Consider the following 18099-nt stretch of genomic DNA (forward strand, 5'->3'; position numbering starts at 1 on the left):
CTTGTCAAACCATGTACGAGTCAAACTTTCAAAAACAGGTCTGTTGATAAGAAAACTTATTCGTTACAAACAAAAATCAATTGAAACATTTATTTCACAAACTATAATCCTTGCCCCTAAGTTGAGTAAAAACGCTATTTTTGCTTTTAGTTTTCAAGGAGTAGATATGAAAATAAAGCCTCTCACAATTACGTTCGGACTTGTATTAAGCAGTACTGTTCAAGCATTCACCCAATTTGGTGGACAAGGGATCATGCCCATGGGACATGAATGGTTAACCCGCACCGCAGCCCTTGAGGTGCTGGATGCCGAACATATTATCGAACCAGATCCTAACGACCCTAGACACGCTTGGCGCTATGGTCTGGCAAAGAACATCACACTACATACCGCACAAGATGAAGTTACTCGACTCCAATCCCAGTTAAACAACAACCCGCTCTATGAACCAAGATACGACAGTGTGAACTCCGCCATCGTCGGTGAGCGTTGGGTTGATATTGCTGGATTTAACGTTACCAACGCCAGTACCGATCCAACCGGCCCAAATTGCTTTAGCGCAGTCTCGCAAGAACCGGCTGACATTCAGCTAGATCATTTTATGCGCCGCTATGATGATATTGCAGGCCAAGGTGGTGTAGATGCAGCTTATCGCGCGCAAAAACGCTTTGTTCAACATTTTATTGATGCGGCTATGGCTGAGGAAAAGCGCCTCAAGGTGTGGGATGGTGGTGGCCACGCCGCCCTTGCGGAAGTAGATCATAATTATTTTTTGTTTGGCCGTGCCGTTCACCTATTTCAAGACTCATTTAGTCCAGAGCATACGGTAAGGCTTCCACAAGATAACTACGAAAAGGTTTGGCAAGTAAAAGCTTACCTTTGCTCTGAGGGTGCCGAGCAGCATTCGCACGACACCAAAGATGTGCTCAACTTCACCAGTGGCGATGTGATCTGGCAAGCGAATACACGCCTAGAGTCTGGCTGGCAGTCTTATCGTATTAGCAGCATGAAACCGGTCGCGATTGTCGCGCTGGAGGCCAGTAAAGATCTCTGGGCTGCGTTTATTCGCACAATGGCAACACCAAAAGCACAAAGACGTAGCGTAGCCGAGCAAGAAGCACTGCTATTGGTACAAAACTGGTTGTCGTTTGACGAGGCCGCTATGCTGGCTTGGTATGAGGACGAAAATAAACGTGATCATACTTATGTACTGGCCCCTAATGAGTCAGGAAAAGGGAAGTCTCTTGAAGCGTGTATGGCGGAGTTAAATGTAGGCACAACCAGCCAAACAGAGCGTGTTGCACAGCTAGATGCACAGCGGAACCAATGTCTTTTTAATATCGAAGCCGAACCTGGTTTTGAAGATCTTAACGATCCACACTTAGATATTCCCTACAACTGGCGCTGGAAATCTCTAACCTGGCAAACGCCACCAAGCGGCTGGACATATCCGCAGTTAGGTGCAGATACAGGCACACAAATCACGATAAAGTCGCCAGTAAGTAACCAGTATTTAGCAGCACAGACCCTAAACAATGACACCCGAATTAGCTTTAGCCCAAATGAGCCTCTCGATTTAATTCAGGTAACCAATACTGAGGGTCAGCACTATTTTAGAGCCACTCAGGCCCCTTCACTGTTTTTAAGTTACAGCAGCAAAAGCGCAGGTTATCTCAAGCTCGTAGACTCCCCTAAGCAAGCACTCTACTCGTTGATTTATCAAGGTGGTGTTTGGAATATCAAAAATCAATTTTGGCAGCAATATATTTGGTTTAACCAAGCGCAAAACCAACCTGAGTTAAATCGCCATGGCGAGCCGGACCAGTTATCCGCGAAGTGGATGATTGAAGGCATATAGCTTAACACAACCCCCAACCAGCAGGCCCTATCCAATTTAGGGCCTTTTTCTAAATTGTCGACTCACTCAGCAAACCTGAAACAAAGTTCGATTAATTTTTCTTGCGCAGCCAAAAGAGGCTTCCTTCAACGCTTAACCAGGCTTTTTTGCCACCACAATCTATATAACTTAAGACTTCTTCTTTTGAACCCAATGTGTAGCCATATATCTCTTTTTGTTTGGTCTTCTCTTGACCTGTAAGCATCTTGATAAAGTGCTTATTGTACCCTTTGATTGTCGCTTTTAGCTCATTCGAGGCTTTGCTCTCGCCATCCTGTGCAAAGCGCATCAACACCTCTGCAGATAGCATAAAAATGCTCTCTTCTTCATATTCATCAAGACAAGCTTGTAGCTTATCCCACTGTTTTAAGATAACTAAACCGTTCACATACAGATATCGACAGGCCTGATTATCGTTTGGATTAAGTCGCAGCAGCACTGCTAGTTCATCAACCGCCTCTTGAACTCTGTCTGCCCAAAAGTAAATCCACGCTTTATAGTAACGAATAAACATATAGGGTCTGGTTTCGTGGATAAGCCAAAAGTTACCTTGATTTTCCTCAATATAATCAGGCGTAATAAAGTCTTGTTCTTCATTATGAATAAACTTGTCAAGTAAAGGGATTGAATCGATGTGAGTCAATTTGAGTAAGTTCTCAATCAGTGAGTTTCTTATTTCTTCCTGTTCTTCATCAAAATCTTCTTCAAATTCAAACGCTCCGAGCTCGTTGTCTAACTCAGGATCCCAAATTAACGTATCCCCTAACTCCATAATCGCGCCTGCCAAATAACGCTTTACGTCATGAGCCTCCCGCTCAAAAGGCACCGTGGGCTCAGCGTTTGAAAATGCCGCCTTTGCTGCATCTAAGCTAGTAAATCCGGTGAGCTGTTGTTGTAATTCATTTACCGCACCTTTCTGCTCTAGTGACAAGTTCTCAAAAGATACTTTATCCAAAGCTTTAAGCAGACCAAGACAAAAGCTCGGTAACGGAGCCCCCTTTGCTAATGATGCAGCAAAGTCTTGCTTAGAGAGCGCACACTCTTTTGGCAACTTATAAGTTTTGCCATCCAAGCTTGAAACGCACTGCTCATGTAAATCCATTAAGGCCTCTAACTGAGCACGGTAAATAGCCGTGTAATCACCAAAGATCTCAGGCAACCACTCGTGTATTTCAGCCATATCATTAATAGCAACTTTGCCAATCAAATAGCCTTCAACAAAATAATAATCCGGTTGATGCTGAGTATCTTTAGAAAAGGCATTAACTGCTTTGCGTAACGCACTTGGAGTCATATTGAACATTCCTTTAATAATTGGATAAGTAAGTGGGAGCCGCTTTATGCGGGGATCTCTACATAAAACATCGCGGAATAAATCCACTCCCACCACACTAGCCCCCGCAGGTGGGAGCCGCTTTACGCGGTGATCTCTTCATAAAACATCGCGGAATAAATCCACTCCCACCACACTAGCTCCCCGCTGGTGGGAGCCGCTTTATGCGGCGATCTTTACAAAAAACATCGCGGAATAAATCCGCTCCCACCACACTAGCCCCTACTGATAGGAGCCGCTTTACGCGGCGATCTCTAGATAAAACATCGCGGAATAAATCCGCCCCAACCAAACTAGCCCCCCGCTGATGGAAGCCGCTTTACGCGGCGATCCATACAGCAAACATCGTGGAATAAATCCACTCCCACCACACTAGCTCCCCGCTGGTGGGAGCCGCTTTATGCGGCGATCTTTGCAGAAAACATCGCGGAGCCAACCCGCTCTCACCACACTAGACCTTCTGGTAGGAGCAGCTTTACGCAGCGAACTCTACAAAAACATCGCGGAATAAATCCACTCCCACCACACTAGCCTTCCGCTGGTGGGAGCCGCTTTACGCGGCGCTCTTTACATCAAGCTCAGGATCACAACCTTTGCGGCTCTACTGGACTTTGTATAAAGCTGGCGAATCTATCAACTATGTTTGGATAATGTGCACGTAACAGAGCTTGTGACTCTCGGTTACTCAAAGCACGACATCGCTCAGTTTGCTCTTGCAGCATCAACTTTTTCAAACTCAGTCTCCCAGTCGTGGTAGACATCAAAAAATGGATGGTCGCCCAACTACTTTTATACATCAGCTCAGAATTGTAAGACTTCCATTTGGATTCTGCATTAATGAGCTCATAAGGCGATAACACTCGCCCTTTAATATAACCGCGATGTAATCTAGCTTGATTTGGTGCAACAGTGCCGATCTGCATCGTCACTTTTACGGTTTGAAAATAGCCTGCAAGTCCCTCATTTAACCAACGCGGCGTATATCCAATCACAGCCTGATTAATAGCGTGCACCGCTTCATGAACAGCAGTTTGCATCGTCGCATAATGATTTCTCTGCTCGACCAAAGCAAGGTTGTATCTACCCAAGTAGAGACCAACATTACCCTTTGGATTGCCACCATAGGATTTAACCACTCGCTCATATTCGTGCCGATTAGGTAGCACCTTGATCCTGAGCGTCACCTTTTGCATCGCCTCCAAGCCAACAATACTGGTATACCCCCTAAATACGGCATTCAGTTTAGCGCTCAAGGTGTTTTTAAACTTTTCCGTGATATTTGGACCGGAGATATTGAGGTCAAAGAAATCAAGAGCACGATTACGCTCTGGCTGATAATGCTTAGCCGCAGAACTCGGCTTTTTATCCGAGTAATTCGTAATGCCTCTTTCATCAACCCAAGTGTAGATACCATTCTCAACACGGTATTTGATTCCCTCGGCTTGCTGAGAAGCACAACGACCAAACTGTCTTAAACTCGTTTGATGGTCAAAAGTATCTCCGTTTGTTGACTGAACTGAACTTGGTTGTTTGAACTTTTGCTCTGAAACCACTGGCGCATTATTTAATTCGGTTTTTTGGTTGCTTAGCATATTGGTTATCTGAGGCTGTATCTGAGTAAACCAAAACTCACGGCCATCAAAAAAGAGAAACAACAACACAGAAAACACAACTAAACAGGCCTTAAAAATAGCCTCCTTCCACTCGCTCCAAGCGCCCTTCATTCCTTGATCCTCAATCCTATTTTTTATTGAAATATCCTGATAGTAAGAATAACCAAGCTAGAATCCCGCAGTTAGAAACCGCTTTACGCGGCGATCTCTTCATAAAACATCGCGGAATAAATCCGCTCCCACCACACTAGCCCCTACTGATAGGAGCCGCTTTACGCGGCGATCTCTACATCAAGCATCACAGAGTAAATCCGCATCCACCAAACTAGCCCCCGCTGGTGGGAGCCGCTTTACGCGGCGATCTCTTTATAAAACATCGCGGAATAAATCCGCTCCTACCATACTAGCTCCCCGCTGGTAGGAGCCGCTTTACGCGGCGATCTCTACATAAAACATCGCGGAATAAATCCGCCCCAACCAAACTAGCCCCCGCTGGTGGGAGCCGCTTTACGCGGCGATCTCTTCATAAAACATCGCGGAATAAATCCGCTCCTACCATACTAGCTCCCCGCTGGTAGGAGCCGCTTTACGCGGCGATCTCTTCATAAAACATCGCGGAATAAATCCGCCCTAACCAAACTAGCCCGCTGGAGGGAGCCGCTTTACGCGGCGATCTCTTGCATCCTATTCCAGAAAACCAAACCATCACAAAACCTTGCGACGCTCCCAAATCCAGCAAAGCGCCAAAGCAAACACACCACTTGCATAGGTTACATACAAAGGCACTGAAGTGCCTGCATCCTCAGCATACATAAACACACTCGACATCACCCAAGCAGCACCTGCACCAATCAACAGCCACACCGCCGCAGAATACAGCTTATACACCGGCGCACTTATATAACCCGACAACACCACACAAGCCGCTGCAACACCACCTATCACCGGTTTTTTCCACCAGCCCGCATACTCCGCCAACATCCCGGCCAAAGTGGCTGAAACGACAAAAGTCACGATGACGATCATAATAGACAGTAAAAATTTAAGGGCTTGGTTCATCGGGCTATCCTTAAGCCTTGAAAATGCTGATTAACAAGAAGTTTACTCAAAAAATTACGAACCGTCACTTCAACATTTTTGGACTAGTATCTTGAAAAACTTCGACAAGCAATATTTTACCATGGCTATACTACTTCAATAATCACCTGCAATTTAAGCTTAACAAGGTTATAGTCAATACAAAGGAAATCAAAAATCAAACAGAAATGTCTGAACAAGGCCACTGGTTAACCAGCAAACAAACCCAAAAGTTACTAAAGATCAGTGGCTGCGAGCTGATGCATCGCCGTGAGCGCGGGCAGTTAGAATACCAAAAGCGCGGACGCGCCTATCACTATTATTTTGAACATGTCGACCCAGCTAAACTTTCTTGAATATAAAAAGCTTGTTAAAGCAATTAGGGTTGGCAAGCAACTACCAAACGCCGTATACGTGCACCACTCGGCGATATGCTCTGCACTACCTGAGGAGTTGCAAAATCTCCTCGAGCAACAAGTTAACACCCACCACCTGTCAGCGTCATGGAACGTACTAAAACTGCTCAAACGTGACTTTAAAATCACCTTGCTCCACTACCCTGATTTTGATGATTACGCTTACCCTGCGCTAAAGCACAGCATTACTATTGATATTCTTGAAAGTACAGCTAAACAGGCAGATTATTCGAAATCTGACAACCCACCCATTTTGCATCGTAAAGAAGCTTTTGTGTTGCCTGACTATCCAAAATTTGCTGAATTTGAATCTATCACCAAAGAAGGTGAAGTTATTGGCCTTTATCAAAACACCAAAACGATAGGCTTTAAAAAGCAGTGGAACGCATTGATCAAACGCAAAGGGTATCAGCTAGATGAATACGGCCGGCTGCACCCATCTGAACAATTACCCCAGCAAAATGCCGAGCCGAGCGCAGAGCAGACACAAGCAATTCAACGACACTTGACCGCAATAAACCGTGACAGGCTCTCTGCACCATTCCAAAAGTTAGCTAAATTTGGCTACCTCAACGGCGAGTATTCAATTCAAGACTATGGCTGCGGCCTAGGTGATGACCATCGCGAGCTCGAAGCCAGCGGTCTTAACATTAATGCTTGGGACCCTGTGCACAAACCCAGTGGCAAAAAAGTACAAAGCGATATTGTAAATCTAGGCTTTGTGCTTAATGTAATTGAAGACTATGGCGAGCGTGTAGACACGTTACGCCAAGCATACGCGTTATGTGACAAACTAATTGTGGTTTCTGTTATGCTCACTAACTCCGCCATTACAGAGCAATTCAAACCCTATAAAGACGGTGTGATCACCAAACGAAATACGTTTCAAAAGTATTACAGCCAAGCACAGATCAGAGAATTTATAGAGCACACCCTAAATGTAAAAACTGTACCGTTTGGACAAGGGATCATTGCTGTATTTAAATGCCCAGAATTACTTGAGTTACACCATATTGAACTCCAGTTTCAAGCTCACGAATGGCAGCATATTACTAAGCGTCCAACCACCAAACAATTACCTACTCGTGTAAAGCAAAGCTTATTGGAAAAACACCCAGCATTATTTGAGCAATTTTGGCAACATTGTTTGCACTTTGGTAGAGTACCCGCCAATGACGAATTTGAACAAAGTGACGCAGTGCGGGCCATCATCGCGAGCCACAACAAAGCTTTTGAATTGGTACGCGACCATTTTGACTACCAAGATTTTAAAAACGCGCAGCTAAAACGCAAACAAGACTTATTGGTATACTTTGCACTCAGCCTATTTGGTAAACGCCAAGCGAAAAGCCATTTGCCCAACCGCCTGCTAAGAGACATAAAAAGCCACTTTACCAGCTTTAATCAAGCCATTGACGAAGCAAGACAATTACTATTCTCAATTTCAGATCCAGTCAACATAGGTGAAGCTTGCCATCACACCTATTCATCGTTGCAATTAGGCGAGTTTAATCACAGCCACAGTTATATTCTGCCAAGAACCTATCTTAATCAGCTACCAGCAGTCTTGCGAGTCTATATTGGTTGTGCCGCTCAGCTATACGGCGATTTAGACGACATTGACTTAATTAAAGTTCATATGCGCTCTGGCAAAGTCACTCTACTTAAATACGACGACTACAACAAAAAACTCCCGCTACTCACCGAGCGCATAAAAGTAAAACTGGCCGAGCAAGACATTGACTACTTTTACTATGGCAACGAATACCCACTGCAACCGCTATACAACAAGCTCGACTTTCTTGAAAACGGCTCCAAGGCACACCAAGCACAACAGCGCTTCGATAAAAAGCTTGCCGATATGCTTAAAGACATACCAAGAGCAGAATGGCCCAATTGGAACATTCTGCTAAAGGTGTTTGAGTATTGGGGGGTGGAGTTGAAAAGGGATAAGTTTCATAAAAAAGTTACTTAGTTACTTTAAAAACATTCCAAGATATACCGTCACGGTTGAATAAATCCCTCTCTCCAGAAAGCTTTTCAAAAGTTGCTCCAGAGTCAGTTATTATTTTAGCGAATTGAGGCGTGAGAGGAAAAATCTCTTTATTTCTTTTATCTGATTTAATAGTAACTACAGCTGTGCCACCTTTTTTCAACAGCCTAAGAATCGTTTTCAAACTGGCTACTTGCGCATTTTCATCTAAAAACATTAACACTGCGCTACAAAGAATAAAATCAAAACTGCCTAGGCTAACACTATCTAAACTACTTAAATCAGGTAAACTTTCATTCATCCAAATAATTTTTTTATCACCATGTTTTTGCTTCGCTAAGCTCAACATCTCACAAGAGCTATCTACAGCAACTACTAACTCCGTTCCCTTCGAGGCTAAGTAAGCAGCATCTCTGCCGCTTCCAGCCCCTAAATCCAATACTTTTTTCCCATCGAAATTAATAGAGGATATCCAAGAAGAATGTACATCCTCAGTTTTTAATGATTCATACAAGTTAAATATATCTTCGCTAAACTTGTTCAATGAACTACCTTTTCGTTTATCTATTTCAAGCCCAAATGGCAATTTAGGCATATTTTTCAAACGCTTCCATCCATTATTATAATTTTCATCAGATGGCTCATAGGAATTACTTTTTGCTGTTTCAAACATCTCTTCCAAAGATCTAATAAGATATTGACACTCACTTTCTTCAAGGCTTGGGTTATCACCTCTTCTAGCTTTTTGCGCAATATTATTAAAAATACTATGTGCTCTTCTATGATAATCATCTTTTCTCCTGGCACTTTGAACAAAACCTACTAATGAAAAATATAATGCACCTAAACCGCCTATCAACGAAAAAACGACATCCCATGTGCTAAAAAACAAACAAACCTTCGCTAAAATTGTTGAAGCAATTGGTAGAATAATCAAAAAAGAGATTATGATTTCAAATACAACAACTTTTTTAGATGCTTCTTCCGCTGCTTCTAAATTAGCTAAAGCGTTATGACGTGCTCTTAGCCAAATATCACCAAACTTTTTATTATACTTACTTCCCTTCATTTTAGTTTTTCCAATTTCTCAATTATTTCGGTAACAGGCAAAGACTTTGTCATGTATCCCCAAGAAGCTCTAATTGCACCAGATATACGATTCTCGTCTAACTGCATAGCACTTAAAACATGCGAAGGTGTATAACTTGATGAAGTACAAGCTGAACCATTTGATACAGCTGCGACCCCTTTAAACATAACCATAGCAGCTTCTGAATTAACGCCCGGCACTGAGAAATTTAAAACATACGGAGAGGAGTTCTCGCCATTATACTGCGCATCAATTTTATCCAGTTCAACCATTAACGATCGCTTTAAAGAAGCAGCATGCGTTTGCCACATTTCACCATTTTTTGCGGCTATCTCACACGCCAAACCAAAACCAGCAATTAAAGGAACCGGTAACGTACCAGGACGCAGTCCCCTTTCCTGCCCACCTCCAAAATAGATTGGCTTTAATGGTGGCTTGATAAATCCGCGTTTACGCATGACAAGTGACCCCACACCTTGAGGTGCATAAACTTTATGTCCGCTTGCGCTGATTAAATCAATACGCTGATTTTTTAAATCTTCGCTTAACTTACCAAAGCTTTGCGCAGCATCTACATGTAGGTAAACTTCATGCAAGCTAAGCACGTCGCATATTTCAGAAATTGGCTGAATACACCCTGTTTCATTATTAACATGCATAATTGACACAAGTACCGTATCTTCTCGCAATAATACTCTAAGTTGCTGAGGATCTACCAGCCCGCTTTCCCCCACGTCTAGATAGCTCACCTCAAAGCCATTTTTTTCTAAATGCTCAACTGGCTCTAACACCGCCTTATGCTCGATCCGCGTGGTAATAATGTGTTTTTTATTTTCTTGTTCTGCATATTCTTTTAAACCAAGAATCGCAATGTTATTACTCTCGGTAGCACCACTTGTGAAAATAACTTCAGATTTGTCAGCTGCAACTACTTCAGCAACCTGCTTTCTTGCAGTTTCAACGTATTTATTGGCTCTTGCACCAAATTCATGAGTCCGACTGCCAGCATTACCATACTCGTCAACCATAAGCTTGTAGACTAAGTCAGCCACTTCTTTCAAAACTGGGGATGTTGCACTGAAGTCAAGATAAGTAGACAAGTTAGCTCCTATTAGATTTTAAGCGAGACTTTAAATCAAATTTGATTTATCATAGCCAATTATTTTTGTACGTACGTACAAAAAATTTAAACGTACGAACTTTAGAATTGTGTTATGAATCAGATTATATCTGGAATTTCGTTTCCAGCAATACGCGGTATACAAGCAGAGAAAGAGTACTTCACTGTCATGTGCCCGTTAAAAAGGCTAAAGCGAATATTTACGTTCGATGAAACAGAGCTTCTTCCAGAGGACAGAGCGCAAAGAAGCCTTAATCCTAACAGAATCCCACAGATCAGTAACTACATACATGAAAATAGAAACGGTTACACTTTTTCTTCATTAACAGCCTGTATCTCAGGCGAGTGCACCTTTCTACCCACAGAACAAAACGGTCCAGGCAAAAACATAGGAACATTGCTAGTCGATGAAGATGCAGAGTTCTATATCACCGATGGGCAACACCGAACAGCAGCGATTAAAGATGCGCTAGAAAGAGACCCTTCTTTGGAGAATGAGCATATTTCTGTAGTTTTTTACATAGGAAAGACTCTTGAGCAAAGGCAAAAAATCTTCCGAGACCTGAACTTTTTTCCTGTTAAAACAGGTAGAGGCTACGGCGTTCTTTTTGGAAACTCGCCTGAAGAAGTACTAACGAATGAAGTCGCAAAACAGTGTCGTTTTTTTTACGGTGTTATCAGTTTTGAAGAGGGCAATTTAGGTCCCCGTTCTTCAAAGCTTTTTAAACATAGTTCTCTTCATGCAGCGAACCTTGAGCTATGTCCACATGTAAACGATGAGAACCTCGAACAATGCATTAAAAAAGCTGTTCAATATTGGGACTGTGTTGCGGAAAATCTGAATACTTGGTATCTGGCAAAAAATCACGAATTACCAGCAAAAGACCGAAAGGAATATGTGAACTTCTCCGCCATTGTTCTCAAGTGCCTAGGTATCATAGGATGTCAGCTACTTGAACAAAAAAGTTATAAGCGGGTCCTTAAAAAGCTAAAGCAAATTGACTGGCGACGAACAAATAAACAGAACTGGGAAGGGCGTTGCATTAATCAGGGTCGTATGATGCATAACAATGTTGCAGCGCTGCTAACCGTTGCCACCATAAAAAACCATCTTGAGTTACCGCTAACTCCGAAAGAAAAAGCGGAAGAGATCAAATTCAAAGGGGCAAAATAATGACTGATAGTGTAGTACAGTCACAATCTGCTTTTTCTGGCGGGCTAAAAGAAGCCATTAGGCAAAGTATCGACCATATTAAAATGCTGTACATGAGCGACAGTATTCCATGGGTTTTAGGTTACAGTGGCGGTAAAGACTCAACGGCCATTTTGCAGTTGGTTTGGTATGCCCTGCAAGAGCTAAAAGAAGAAGGCAAAGCAAACAAAAAAGTACATGTAATTAGTACAGATACGTTGGTTGAAAACCCTATTGTTGCTTTATGGGTTGAAAAATCACTCGATAGAATGAAATCTTCTGCCGATGAACAACAATTACCAATCGTGCCACATCGCCTAACACCAGAAATTAAAGACCGCTTTTGGGTTAACTTAATTGGTAAAGGTTACCCTGCCCCGCGTATGAAGTTTCGTTGGTGTACTGATCGTTTAAAAATATCGCCTTCAAATACTTTTATTCAAAATCTTGCGAATAAAAATGGTGAAGCCATTTTAATACTCGGTACTCGAAAAGCAGAGAGCACTGCCCGTGCCGCTGTAATGGAAAAGTTTGAGAACTCAACCACCAATACCCGTAAAGCCCTTGGCCTAACCGAGAATGGTTCACTAGAGCGAGTTTGGGTGTATACGCCTATTTCAACATGGAGTAACGATGATGTTTGGGTTTACTTAAACAGCATTAAAAACCCATGGAACTTTCCTAATCACGATTTAATGGGTATGTACCAAGGCGCAACAGAAGGCGGCGAATGCCCGCTGGTAGTCGACAAGTCAACGCAAAGTTGTGGCGATAGCCGATTTGGTTGTTACGTATGTACTATGGTAACTGAAGACAAATCAATGAACGCCATGATCTCAAACGACGAAGAAAAAGAGTGGATGTACCCGCTTGTTTCACTTCGTAATGAACTTGAGATAAATGATGCCGTGCGAGAGAAAAAACTCGAAAAGCTGCGCCGAGATCGCAACAACCGAGATTTCCGCCGTATGAATGGCACGCTCACCGTGCACGTATCTAAACATGGTGCAGACGTAGTACACGGTCCTTATATTCAAACATTCCGTGAACACATGCTCAAAAAAGTGCTTGAAGCACAAGTAGCTGTGCAGCATATGGGGCCGCCTGAAGTAAAAAACCTTGAGCTACTACCAATTGAAGAGTTAGAAGCGATTCGCAAAATTTGGCTTGAAGATAAACACGAAATTGAAGACAACTTGCCAAACATATATGAGCAAGTAATTAAAAAGCCATATCCAGGTAAACGCCGCGCGCACCACCCTATTTTAAACAATGACACCTTGAGTAAATTAAAAACATATTGTGAGCAACATGGCGATAAAGAAGGCTTACTTTACCAGCAAATTCGCGCCACCATGAGCGTTGCAAATAAATACCGCAACCAGCTTCGCCGAGCAAAACTGGGTGATGAACTTAATGATGTGCTAGACAAAGGTGCATTCAACAGCATGTTTGAGGCCAAAGAGTTTGCCTTAGAGCGCGAACGTCATCGCCTCAACATTAAATTAAATAACGATCAAAGCCTGACCGCAATTGAGCAAAAAGAAATTAAAGACAAGATCCACATGATCACTAAGTGTATTAAAGAACAAGGTTATAGCTCCCTGCCTGAAATTGAAGTTGTGGAGGTAGAATAATGTTATTGCAGTCTCTTACATTACATAACTTTGGTATTTACAAAGGCACTCACACGGTTGATTTAACTGTGTCAAACGACAAACCCGTTATTCTTTTTGGCGGGCTAAATGGTGGCGGTAAAACCACGTTTTTAGATGCATTACAGCTCGTGCTTTACGGCAAACATGCCAAGTGCTCTAACCGAGGAAATCTCGCCTATGGTACATACCTAGCCAGTACACTTAACCGTTATGTCGGTAAAACTGAACAAGTATCATTAGAACTGACATTTAGCCACACCACAGGCACAGAGGCTCAAACATTTACAGTACGCCGCGAGTGGAAGGTAGCAAAGCAAGTTGAAAACTCAAAAGACAAAGTCACAGTAAGCTGTAATGGTGAACACGACCAATATATCAGCGAACATTGGGATGAGTTTGTAAATGAGTTTATACCTATGTCATTGTCTGACTTATTCTTTTTCGATGGTGAAAAAATAGAGAACCTCGCACACCCTGAGCGCAGTAATGAACTAATAAAAACAGGCATTGAGAACCTACTAGGCTTAGATTTACTCAGCCAATTACACCTAGATTTAAATAATATTGAGCGCAAACGAAAAGCAGAAAATCTAGATACAAGCGTAATTGAAAAGGTTGAAACCTGCGAAGCCGATATTGAAGCAAACAACGATATTATTGAAGCGCTAAGCGTTGAAATTGCTAAGCTGAAAAACCAGCAAGGCAAAATCAATGTTGATATCAACAAAGCAAGGCAAAAAGTACGTGACACAGGCGCACACCTTATTGAAGAACGTGACCAAATTCGTTTTGAATTAGGTGCAATTGCGCAAAAGTTAAAAGATAACCTTCAGCAACGCGTTAAGCTAGATTCTGGCATTGGTCCGCTTGGTTTAATTAAACCACTACTTGAGCAAACACAAAAACAAGCCGTACTTGAAGAACAAGCTAGCGAAGCCAGCGCGCTTAATAAAGCCATTGAAAGCTATGAGGCGACTTTACTTAAATCGCTTGAAGGGAAAACACTGCCAAAAGCAGCGCGCACAGCGCTTGAAAATTCTATGGCAAGCATGGCAACAGAGCGCCAAGCCCTTGCTAATGTTGAAAGCTATGTGGGTTTGCCAAGTAATTTATTTAATGGGCTTGAAGCAAAGCTTGAGCTTGACCAAGCAGAGCGTGAAGCGCTTATTAAAGAGCGTGAACTACTGCTTGAGAAAAAGGCGCTATTTGAGAAAAAAGAAGAGTCAATTCCAGATTACGAAACGGTAAAACATGTACTGAGTGAATTGGCACAGTTTGAAGCTGAATTTAAAAATGCACAAACACTGATTAAAGTCAAATCAGCTGAGCTTGAACAAGCGCAAGCAAAGCACGCAGTGTTAAACCAGCGTTACACAAACCTACTTACGCAACAAAGTAAAGACACCTTTGAGCAAAAGCGTTCGCTCCAAGTGGTTGACCATATTGGTAAGTTAAAAGAAACCATGCAAGGTTTTGCAAAAAACTTAATAAAAGAAAATATTGAGCTACTGCAAGATAAAATTACTGAAAAGTTTATTGCCCTTACTCGTAAAGAACAGCTAATCAATGGTGTGCATATTTGCCCTAACAGCTTTTCACTTACACTACTTGCACAAACAGGTGAAGAGCTCTCGCCCAGCAGGCTTTCAGCGGGTGAACGTCAGCTACTTGCAATTGCAATTTTATGGGGGCTTTCAGAAGCGTCGGGTAAAGAGCTACCAACTGTTATCGACACCCCACTTGGACGATTAGACGGTAAACACCGTACTCGCTTAATTGAAGGTTACTTCCCGTTTGCAGCAAACCAAGTTTTACTGCTCTCTACCGATGAAGAAATCATGGGTGATTACTACAGCAAGCTTAAACCTACTATCAGCCGCGAATACCACATTAGTTACAACGAACAAGCCACCACCTCGACTATTTCAGAAGGGTATTTTTAATGTTATACACAATCGACACTATCAAACTTTCTGAAAAACAAAAACAACAGCTTATTCGCTTAAAAAGCAAAACAGGTATCGAAAACTGGAATGTTCTGTGCCGCTGGGCACTCTGTATGTCTCTAGCTGAAGACTCTGTACCGCCATTTGAAGATATTCCAAGTGACAGCAATGTTGAAATGACGTGGAAGGTATTTACTGGCGAATACACAGATGTATATTTAGCTGTACTAAGAGGGGTTTATCAAAAGCAAAGTGCACAGCTAAAAGATGTGCACTTTGGTGACTTTGTTAAATTGCATATCAACAGAGGCATTAGCCTTTTACAAAAATCATATAAAGTTTGAGCGTTTCGAGAATATTTTATCTTTATAGCTTGTTGCTTCTACCAAGCGATCGCCTTTAATATCATCGCATTTTCCACAGACCACTTTTAAGTTATTGATGTTCGCTACGCCTTTAGGATTTTTTAAAGAGAAACGTAATTCATTCCCTTTTATATTAGGTCTTCTTTTACATACTTCACACTCATTAGTTAGCATTAATAACTTCACTACCCAGTACCTATTAGGAATAGATCTTGGCCCCAAAGCGGGGTGATTAAAGTATTTCCCATTTCTACTAGTTGTATAGATTGACATGTGATTAGACTTTGCATTGTTGCACCAGCCACAAGACAACGCTAAGTTTGCTATACAATGAGGGTCACTTGCCTTTTTGCTAAATGGAATCACATGCTCAATTTCTATTCGAAGATCTTGACTGTTTACACCCCTAGGAAACATAAAATCCACAATCGGGAACGGATTTAACTCTTGCTTCTTACCTCTAGTGGTAAAGTTAAAAATGGCTTCATCACAAAACTCTCTCTTGCAGATCCAACATTTAGGCTTAACCTCTTTTGCGATTAGCTCCTTTTTTAAGTCAATAGGCCAGCCGCCTCTAGCTCTTTTAGCATTTATTGAAAACTGATTATAAATTTCTTCAGTTAGTAAATTTACAAGCTTTTGGTCGGGTTTATCTGGAACAATATTCGCTAAACCTTCATTAACCCACGACCAAACCCTAGCTTTATTGGTATTTTCTGATATTTTTTCGATGTCACACACTGATTCTACAAACCAACTATAAAGCAATAATCTGTAGTCTGTACCATGAAGGCTTTCTCGGCCTCCCCAAATTTTGCTTGGAGTATTGTGTTGAGATAGCTCACCAAAATTAAAACGGTACTCTTCTTTACTTGAATTAAGTAATACCTGCGACTTCTCTAAAAAACGAGTAAGACTTTCCATTATTAAAACTTAGAAAATTCTGTCTTCGCTGGTAGCCTTTTCCTTGCAGCTGGGGTTTTCCTATAATTTACCCATAGAGTATTCCATTGCTTACGTAATGCAGGTGTGTCCTTTTTAATCTCCAACCCCCAGTCACTCTTGAAATAACTTGGACTCGTTCCATCTAACCAGCGATCGATTATTTTTTCTAATTCTTCTATAGAGCCTATGCTTCGCTCTTTATCATTCATGTAAGAGAAAAAATCTACTGCAAGTATATTTAGATATACCTTATTGAAAAGGTTTGATTTAGTGTTACCCCAGTAGTTATGTTCTTCTGGATCTTGAGTGTTTCCAAAATGATCTCTAACTTTTATCCAAAAGGCTTTAAATACATCATACCAAACATCATTTTGCTGCCAGGTCTTTATTGTTCGATTCTCAATATCTTCAGCAACAATTTCAGACAGTTCTAAGTAGTCCAAACTCCAATTGCTAACATGGTCATTTTTGTCCTCTGATGAATAGTACTTTCCACCTTTTAAATCTCTAAATAAGGAAACTAAGCCTTTCATTACAGTCCATTTAAGCTTTCCTCCATCCTCTTTTTCTATCCCTGTTTGTACTAAGCCATAAAACGGGCTATCTTCTCTTCTTGTTACCATCGATATAGCTTTAGAGTCATCTAAAGGAATATCAGCACTTTTTAATCTAGATGTAACTTTGGTTAATTCATCATCTGATAATGTAGTAGAAACTATCGTACCGAGTAATGCTTTGTTGATTGGAGTTGCTTTTTGGTTTACCACTACAAACTGAAAAACATGCTCTTCTGGGTTATCTGACATCAATAGAGAAATAGGTAATTCTCGAGCGTATTTCTTTTGAACTTTCAGCGTGGCTAATTCTGGGGATGAACCATTTTCCATTAACTGTTTTACTTCATCAAATTTCTCATTTTCTGAAATTACTTTGGAGCACTCAATTGCACCAGCTAACCTATGCTGTCCATCGACTATTACGATAGGCTTTAAATAAGAACATATTGCCTCTTTTGTGAAGCCTAGAACTTCATTGTTCTCGTCGTTCTTATTGCCGATTCTTAACAATTCAATTCTGCAAATTACCTCTTGCCAAAATTCTTTTATATGGCTATTTTCGAAGCTAACTTCAATACCACTTTCTTCATTTTCATTATTATCAACGAGATCAATACATTCGTCTTGATAAAACCTCTCTTTAAAGTTCTCGAGAAGCGTCTGATCTAGGGGTTCGTTTTCTAGTGAAGGAACTCGTACAAGAAGTTGCTTTTTTAGTTTGATTAGGCAATCAATCAAACTAATATCTTGAAAATCAGGGAACGAAATCTCCAGCTTTCCTATTTGAACGGTTTCATTGTCTTGATAATTTTCGTCAACATGAAATTTTACAAATGTATTTTCATCGAGATTTCGAGTCGCACACACTAGAGGGTTTTGAATTACATTATTTTCATC

Annotated in this window: 14 protein-coding genes; 7 read left to right on the forward strand and 7 right to left on the reverse strand. The window is 41.5% G+C overall.

The annotated features are described in order from the left end of the window. The first annotated feature begins 166 nt into the window (after nt 1-166). Nucleotides 167-1858, forward strand: coding sequence for a hemolysin D (locus L1D50_RS12540; RefSeq protein ID WP_239966134.1), 1692 nt, complete (start codon nt 167-169; stop codon nt 1856-1858). Between the two features lie 91 nt (nt 1859-1949). On the opposite strand, the gene L1D50_RS12545 is transcribed toward L1D50_RS12540, so the two are convergent. The 3 genes from L1D50_RS12545 to L1D50_RS12555 all read right to left on the reverse strand — a co-directional run bounded on the left by L1D50_RS12545 (nt 1950) and on the right by L1D50_RS12555 (nt 5902). Then, nucleotides 1950-3191, reverse strand: a complete 1242-nt coding sequence (locus L1D50_RS12545) for a UPF0149 family protein (protein ID WP_239966135.1) — start codon at nt 3189-3191, stop codon at nt 1950-1952. Nucleotides 3192-3814: 623 nt separating this feature from the next. Continuing rightward, complete coding sequence (locus L1D50_RS12550) at nt 3815-4954, reverse strand: DUF1570 domain-containing protein (RefSeq protein ID WP_239966136.1); 1140 nt, start codon at nt 4952-4954, stop codon at nt 3815-3817. Nucleotides 4955-5548: 594 nt separating this feature from the next. Next, nucleotides 5549-5902 carry a hypothetical protein gene (locus L1D50_RS12555; RefSeq protein WP_239966137.1) on the reverse strand — a complete coding sequence of 118 codons (354 nt, stop codon included), beginning with the start codon at nt 5900-5902 and terminating at the stop codon, nt 5549-5551. A gap of 206 nt (nt 5903-6108) precedes the next feature. On the opposite strand from L1D50_RS12555, the gene L1D50_RS12560 reads away from it, so the two are divergent. Together L1D50_RS12560 and L1D50_RS12565 are read left to right on the forward strand one after the other, a co-directional pair. Next, nucleotides 6109-6276: a hypothetical protein gene (locus L1D50_RS12560; protein ID WP_239966138.1), complete on the forward strand. Its 168-nt coding sequence runs from the start codon at nt 6109-6111 to the stop codon at nt 6274-6276. Next, a complete protein-coding gene (locus tag L1D50_RS12565; RefSeq protein WP_239966139.1) occupies nt 6251-8311 on the forward strand; it encodes a DNA phosphorothioation-associated putative methyltransferase in 2061 nt (686 codons plus the stop codon). Before L1D50_RS12560 ends, L1D50_RS12565 begins: the two co-directional genes overlap by 26 nt. Here the strand turns inward: L1D50_RS12565 and L1D50_RS12570 are convergent. After that, nucleotides 8304-9398 carry a class I SAM-dependent methyltransferase gene (locus L1D50_RS12570; protein ID WP_239966140.1) on the reverse strand — a complete coding sequence of 365 codons (1095 nt, stop codon included), beginning with the start codon at nt 9396-9398 and terminating at the stop codon, nt 8304-8306. The two genes, L1D50_RS12565 and L1D50_RS12570, sit on opposite strands and share 8 nt — an antisense overlap. Further along, a complete protein-coding gene (gene dndA / locus L1D50_RS12575; protein WP_239966141.1) occupies nt 9395-10519 on the reverse strand; it encodes a cysteine desulfurase DndA in 1125 nt (374 codons plus the stop codon). Before dndA ends, L1D50_RS12570 begins: the two co-directional genes overlap by 4 nt. Nucleotides 10520-10633: 114 nt before the next feature. Here dndA and dndB point away from each other — a divergent pair, with 114 nt between their 5' ends. Genes dndB through dndE form a run of 4 tightly spaced genes read left to right on the forward strand, consistent with a single transcriptional unit; the run spans nt 10634 to nt 15679 of the window. Further along, nucleotides 10634-11713: a DNA sulfur modification protein DndB gene (gene dndB, locus L1D50_RS12580; protein WP_239966142.1), complete on the forward strand. Its 1080-nt coding sequence runs from the start codon at nt 10634-10636 to the stop codon at nt 11711-11713. Next, the gene (gene dndC / locus L1D50_RS12585; RefSeq protein ID WP_239966143.1) at nt 11713-13368 is read left to right on the forward strand and encodes a DNA phosphorothioation system sulfurtransferase DndC; all 1656 of its coding nucleotides are present in this window, start codon (nt 11713-11715) and stop codon (nt 13366-13368) included. Before dndB ends, dndC begins: the two co-directional genes overlap by 1 nt. Continuing rightward, a complete protein-coding gene (gene dndD / locus L1D50_RS12590; RefSeq protein WP_239966144.1) occupies nt 13368-15332 on the forward strand; it encodes a DNA sulfur modification protein DndD in 1965 nt (654 codons plus the stop codon). The genes dndC and dndD overlap by 1 nt, the downstream gene beginning before the upstream one ends. Continuing rightward, a complete protein-coding gene (gene dndE, locus L1D50_RS12595) occupies nt 15332-15679 on the forward strand; it encodes a DNA sulfur modification protein DndE (protein WP_239966145.1) in 348 nt (115 codons plus the stop codon). Before dndD ends, dndE begins: the two co-directional genes overlap by 1 nt. Here the strand turns inward: dndE and L1D50_RS12600 are convergent. Both L1D50_RS12600 and L1D50_RS12605 read right to left on the reverse strand, forming a co-directional pair. Continuing rightward, entirely contained in the window at nt 15665-16624 is a 960-nt protein-coding gene (locus L1D50_RS12600; protein WP_239966146.1) for an HNH endonuclease, read from the reverse strand. The genes dndE and L1D50_RS12600 overlap by 15 nt on opposite strands. A 2-nt stretch (nt 16625-16626) precedes the next feature. Next, a partial coding sequence (locus L1D50_RS12605) for a hypothetical protein (protein ID WP_239966147.1) occupies nt 16627-18099 on the reverse strand: 1473 nt, incomplete at its 5' end.

This window comes from Pseudoalteromonas sp. Isolate6 (genome assembly GCF_022398435.1).
GTDB lineage: Bacteria > Pseudomonadota > Gammaproteobacteria > Enterobacterales > Alteromonadaceae > Pseudoalteromonas > Pseudoalteromonas galatheae.

What these genes read in the sequence shown, in the direction of transcription:
- L1D50_RS12560 (WP_239966138.1), top strand. Translation starts at nt 6,109, where the DNA reads ATGTCTGAACAAGGCCACTGGTTAACCAGCAAACAAACCCAAAAGTTA.
- L1D50_RS12570 (WP_239966140.1), bottom strand. Translation starts at nt 9,398, where the DNA reads ATGAAGGGAAGTAAGTATAATAAAAAGTTTGGTGATATTTGGCTAAGA.
- L1D50_RS12550 (WP_239966136.1), bottom strand. Translation starts at nt 4,954, where the DNA reads ATGAAGGGCGCTTGGAGCGAGTGGAAGGAGGCTATTTTTAAGGCCTGT.
- L1D50_RS12555 (WP_239966137.1), bottom strand. Translation starts at nt 5,902, where the DNA reads ATGAACCAAGCCCTTAAATTTTTACTGTCTATTATGATCGTCATCGTG.
- dndD (WP_239966144.1), top strand. Translation starts at nt 13,368, where the DNA reads ATGTTATTGCAGTCTCTTACATTACATAACTTTGGTATTTACAAAGGC.
- L1D50_RS12540 (WP_239966134.1), top strand. Translation starts at nt 167, where the DNA reads ATGAAAATAAAGCCTCTCACAATTACGTTCGGACTTGTATTAAGCAGT.
- dndC (WP_239966143.1), top strand. Translation starts at nt 11,713, where the DNA reads ATGACTGATAGTGTAGTACAGTCACAATCTGCTTTTTCTGGCGGGCTA.
- dndE (WP_239966145.1), top strand. Translation starts at nt 15,332, where the DNA reads ATGTTATACACAATCGACACTATCAAACTTTCTGAAAAACAAAAACAA.
- dndB (WP_239966142.1), top strand. Translation starts at nt 10,634, where the DNA reads ATGAATCAGATTATATCTGGAATTTCGTTTCCAGCAATACGCGGTATA.
- L1D50_RS12565 (WP_239966139.1), top strand. Translation starts at nt 6,251, where the DNA reads ATGTCGACCCAGCTAAACTTTCTTGAATATAAAAAGCTTGTTAAAGCA.
- L1D50_RS12545 (WP_239966135.1), bottom strand. Translation starts at nt 3,191, where the DNA reads ATGACTCCAAGTGCGTTACGCAAAGCAGTTAATGCCTTTTCTAAAGAT.
- L1D50_RS12600 (WP_239966146.1), bottom strand. Translation starts at nt 16,624, where the DNA reads ATGGAAAGTCTTACTCGTTTTTTAGAGAAGTCGCAGGTATTACTTAAT.